Origin of the sequence: Streptomyces oryzae (genome assembly GCF_017676365.1) — a bacterium.
Lineage (GTDB): Bacteria > Actinomycetota > Actinomycetes > Streptomycetales > Streptomycetaceae > Streptomyces > Streptomyces oryzae.
On record NZ_JADKMA010000350.1, the window covers coordinates 1 to 3,267 of the forward strand.

Below are 3,267 nucleotides of genomic sequence, written 5' to 3' on the forward strand. Positions count from 1 at the left end.
GCCGGTACCCGGTCGCTGCGCCGGATCGTCGCGGCCAGCCTGGTCGGCACCACCATCGAGTGGTACGACTTCTTCCTCTACGGCTCGGCTGCCGCGCTCGTCTTCAACAAGCTGTTCTTCCCGGACTCCGATCCGCTGGTCGGCACGCTGCTGGCGTTCCTCACCTACGCGGTCGGCTTCGCGGCCCGCCCGATCGGGGCGCTGGTCTTCGGCCACTACGGAGACCGCATAGGCCGTAAGAAACTGCTGGTCATCAGCTTGCTGATGATGGGCGGTGCCACGTTCGCCATCGGGCTGCTGCCCACTCACGCAACGGTGGGCGCGCTGGCTCCCGTACTGCTGACGACGCTGCGGCTGGTGCAGGGCTTCGCGCTGGGCGGCGAGTGGGGCGGCGCGGTGCTGCTGGTCTCCGAGCACGGGGATCCGCGGCGGCGCGGCTTCTGGGCCTCCTGGCCGCAGACCGGGGCGCCCGCCGGGCAGCTGCTGGCGACGGGTGTGCTGGCGGCGCTGACGGCGCTGCTGTCGGACGGCGCGTTCGAGAGCTGGGGCTGGCGGGTGCCGTTCCTGCTCTCCGGGCTGCTGGTGGTGGTCGGCCTGTGGGTGCGGCTGGCCGTGGACGAGTCGCCGGTCTTCAAGGAGGCCCGCGCCCGCGCCGAGGCACGCAAGGGCCCGGGCAGCGCCGCGGAGGAGCTGCCGCTGCTCGCCGTACTGCGGCACCACTGGCGTGACGTGCTGGTCGCGATGGGTGCCCGGATGGCGGAGAACATCAGCTTCTACGTACTGACGGCGTTCCTGCTGGTCTACCTCACCGACCACCTGGACCTGTCCAAGCAGACCGGGCTGAACGCCGTACTGATCGCCTCCGCCGTGCACTTCGCCGTCATACCGCTGTGGGGCGCGCTGTCCGACAAGGTGGGGCGGCGGCCCGTCTACATCCTGGGAGCGGCCGGCGTCGGGGTGTGGATCTTCCCGTTCTTCGCGCTGCTGGACACCGGCGAGTTCGGGCTGATCGCGCTCGCGGTGACGGTCGGGCTGGTGCTGCACGGGGCGATGTACGCGCCGCAGGCGGCGTTCTTCTCGGAGCTGTTCGCCACCAGGATGCGGTACTCGGGCGCCTCGATCGGGGCGCAGTTCTCCTCCGTCGCTGCCGGGGCGCCCGCGCCGTTGATCGCCACGGCGCTGCTGGCGGAGTACGACGGGTCGGCGATGGTGTCGCTGTATGTGATCGCGGCCGCGCTGCTCACGGTCGTCGCGCTGGCCTGTGCGAGCGAGACGCGGGAGCGGGACCTGGCGACGGTGGGCGAGCCCGCCGCCCGCCTGGGCGAGGCGGCGCCCTCAGCCGCCGAGGGCTCCCGTCAGCCGGTGGAGCCGTAGCGCGAGCTGGATCTCCAGCGCGCGGTGCGGTGCCTGCCAGTCGTCGCCCAGCAGCCGGGCCAGGCGCTCCAGCCGCTGGGCGACGGTGTTGACGTGGACGTGCAGCGCGTCCTTGGCGCGTACGGGGCTCATGCCGCTGGCGAAGTACGCGTCCAGGGTGGCCACCAGCTCGGTGCCGCGCCGCTCGTCGTAGTCGAGCGCGGGGCCCAGGGTGCGGCGTACGAAGCCGGTGACGTCCCGGGTGTCCGTCAGCAGCAGCCCGAGGAAGCCCAGGTCCTCGGCCGCCGCGCCCTCCCCGCGGCGGCCGAGCAGGCTGAGCGCCTCCAGACAGCGGCGGGCCTCCGGGTAGGCGGCGGCGACGGAGCCTGGCCGGGCGGCAGGGGAGGGCACGGGCGCGGAGGCGCCGACGGTGACGGGCCCGCCGACCGCGCGGCCCAGCTCGGCGGCGACCTGGCGGGCCGTACGGGAGACGGCACCCTCGCTGCCGGAACCCGGAAGACCGCCGTCCGGCCCTTCGAGGGGCAGCAGCAGTACGGGCCCGCCGTCGCGGGTGGCGGCCAGGCCGTGCCGGGTGGCGGCCAGGTGGGTGGCGGCCGACCAGAGGCGCTGCCGGTCCAGTTCGTCGGGTGCGGCGGCCTGGGTGGGGTCGAGGCGGGCGGCCAGCACCGTGTGCGGTACGTCCAGGTCGGCGCCGACCCGCGCCGCACGGTCGCGCAGCAGGTGGGGGTCGCGGTGTGCGGCGTCCAGCAGGTCGTCCAGCAGTTCGCCGCGTACCCGCTGTTCGGCCTCGCCGGCGGAGCGGCGGGCGAGCTGCAGCAGTGAGGTCACCATCGCGGCGCGCTCCAGGGTGCGCTGGTCCACCGGGTCGAGCTCCGGGTGCCCGTGCAGCAGCAGCGCGCCCAGCAGTTCGCCGCCCGCCGTGACGGCGGCCACCCAGGTGCCGCCCGCGCGTACGGCGTGCCCGTCGCGGCGGGAGCGCTCGACGGCCGGCGCCCACTCCGCGTACGCCGGCGCACCGCCCGCGCCGGGTCCGCCGTTCCCTTCGGCCGGCGGGAGGCCGACGCGCTCGCTGAACTCCACCCGGCCGCCCAGCACTTCGGTCAGCACCCGGGTGACCTCGTCCACGCCGCCGCCGCGCAGCACCAGCTCGGTCAGCCGGTCGTGGACGTCGGAGGCGCGGCGGATGGTCTCGTTGACCGCGCGCAGCCCGGCCAGCGCCTGGGTGGTCTCGGTCAGCAGCCGGGTGTTGTCGAGCGCGACGGCGGCGTGTGCGGCGAACGAGCGCAGCAGTGCGATCTGTTCGGGTTCGAAGACGCGCTCCCGGCGGTCGGCCGCGTACAGCACGCCGATGACTTCCCGACCGCCGAGCAGCAACGGCACCCCGAGGATGGCGATCAGCCCCTCCTCGCCGACGCCCCGGTCGATGGCGTCGGTGTGCTGGAAGCGGGCGTCTCTCGGGTAGTCCTGGGTCGCGTAGGGGCGCGCGGTCTGCGCCACGAGCCCGCCGAGTCCCTCGCCCATGCCGAGCCGCAGCTGCTGGAAGCGGGCCGATACGGAGCCCTCGGTGACCCGCATATAGGTGTCGCCGCGCCCGGGGTCGTTGAGCGTCATATAGGCGACCTCGGTGCCCAGCAGGCGGCGGGCCCGCTGCACGATCGCCTGGAGCACGTCGTCCAGGTCGCGCAGGCCCGCCAGATCGTGCACCGTCTCGAACAGCGCGGTCAGCTCCGCCTCCCGGCGCCGCCTGGCTTCGAGTTCGGCGCGGATGCGCAGGGCCAGCTGTCTGCCGCGCTCGGCTGAGGGGCCCGTTCCCGCGGACGGCTGCGGGTCGTCGTACGCCTCGGCCGGGGCGCCCGTGGTCAGCAGTTCGAGGTAGCCGAGGCAGGCGGCTTC

At 74.3% G+C, this 3,267-nt stretch carries 2 protein-coding genes; one reads left to right on the plus strand and one right to left on the minus strand.

The genetic code is table 11. The annotated features are described in order from the left end of the window. Positions 1-15: 15 nt before the first annotated feature. Complete coding sequence (locus tag ITI46_RS33825) at positions 16-1,374, plus strand: MFS transporter (protein ID WP_247747000.1); 1,359 nt, start codon at positions 16-18, stop codon at positions 1,372-1,374. Here ITI46_RS33825 and ITI46_RS33830 read toward each other — a convergent pair. Further along, complete coding sequence (locus tag ITI46_RS33830; protein WP_247747001.1) at positions 1,336-3,240, minus strand: helix-turn-helix domain-containing protein; 1,905 nt, start codon at positions 3,238-3,240, stop codon at positions 1,336-1,338. The two genes, ITI46_RS33825 and ITI46_RS33830, sit on opposite strands and share 39 nt — an antisense overlap. Positions 3,241-3,267 lie beyond the last annotated feature (27 nt).